Origin of the sequence: Streptomyces sp. NPDC005963 (assembly GCF_040638655.1) — a bacterium.
Taxonomy (GTDB): Bacteria; Actinomycetota; Actinomycetes; order Streptomycetales; family Streptomycetaceae; genus Streptomyces.
Genome location: NZ_JBEXVD010000088.1, coordinates 1 through 1,559, shown reverse-complemented (window position 1 = coordinate 1,559; position 1,559 = coordinate 1). Strand labels below are relative to the sequence as shown.

Below are 1,559 nucleotides of genomic sequence, written 5' to 3'. Positions count from 1 at the left end.
CTCACCCACACCAACCACCCACCCACCACCCCCGACCACTGGACCCAACACCTCCGCCACACCGTCAACTACCACCACGCCACCCAAACCCTCCAGGCCGAAGCCGACCAGCTCCTGATCGTGGAGGTCGGTCCGGATGCCGCCCTCACTTCGCTGACGCCGGGCGCGGTCCCCGTACTCCGGCGCAACCGGAGTGAGCGCACCACCTTCCTGACCGCCCTGGCCACCGCCCATGTGCGGGGCGTTCCGGTCGACTGGGAGAAGCTCGTGCCGGCCGGAACGAACGACAGCGCGGGTCTGCCCACGTACCCGTTCCAGCGCCGTCGCTACTGGATGGACGAGTCCTCGGCAATGGCAGCGGGCGCGGCCCTCCTCGGTCCGGCTGTTGAACTCGCCGACGGCCGTGGACTGCTGTTCTCCGGGGTTCTGGACACCCGGCGGCTGGGGTGGCTCACGGATCACGCGGTCCATGACACGGTGCTGGTGCCGGGCAGTGTGTTCGTCGAACTGGCCCTGAGGGCTGCGGAGCGCGCCGATTGCCCGACGGTGGACGATCTCACCCTGGAAGCGCCTCTCCTCCTCACGGAGGGTTCCGACCGCCTCCTCGTCCAGGTGTCGCTGGACGGTCCCACCGCCGACGGCCGCCGTGGCTTCACCATCCACGCCCGTTCGACGGATGACACCCCGTGGGTGCGCCATGCCTCCGGAACCCTGGCACCCGAAGAGGCATCGGCGGGCCCCGAGACCGATCCCTCGGGAGAGCTGCCCGCCGAAGCCACCGCCCTCGACGTGGACGAGGTCTATGCCCGACTGGGGACCCTCGGATACGGATACGGCCCTGCGTTCCGCAATGTCCGGGCCGCTTGGCGGTCCGGGGAGACCCTCTGGGCGGAGGTCGGGCTTCCGGAAGAGCTCAAGACCGGCGTGGAGGAGTACGCCCTGCATCCCGCACTGCTGGACGCCGCCCTTCATCTGCTGCCCGTACGACACGAGGACGCAGCAGATGCGATCCTCCCCTTCTCCTGGACCGGGCTGCGGCTCCATGCGACGGGTGCGACGGAACTACGGGTGCGGCTGACCCCGGCTGGAGCCGAGACGTACTCCCTGACGTGCACGGATCCGACCGGTGCGCTGGTCGCGACCGCTGAGGCCCTGATTCTGCGTCCCCTCGCCGCCGACGCTCTGGACGCCCACAGGACCGTGACCGCACCACCGCTCTACGCGGTCGACTGGACCCCGGTGAGCTTCCCGGACGCCCTCGACGCGACGGCAGCCTCGCTCACCGAGCAGGTGACGGTGACATCGGCGGAGAGCCCACGGGCGGCGGCACGCGAGGCGCTCTCCCTGGTCCAGGAGTGGTTGACACGCGAGGCGCCCGACGGCGCCCGGCTGGCGGTGATCACCCGGGGTGCGGTCGCCGCGGTGGAGGGGGACTCCCTGCCCGATGTGGCATCGGCTCCGGTGTGGGGTTTGGTGCGTACGGCGCAGAGTGAGCACCCGGGCCGGTTCGTCCTCATCGACACCGACGACACCCCCGCCTCCCAACAAGCCCTCTCCCA

General features: G+C 70.5%; 1 protein-coding gene. It reads left to right on the top strand.

Annotated features, from left to right (window positions below):
- The coding region (locus tag ABZ348_RS34670; RefSeq protein WP_358940000.1) for a polyketide synthase dehydratase domain-containing protein at positions 1-1,559 on the top strand (1,559 nt) is incomplete at both ends.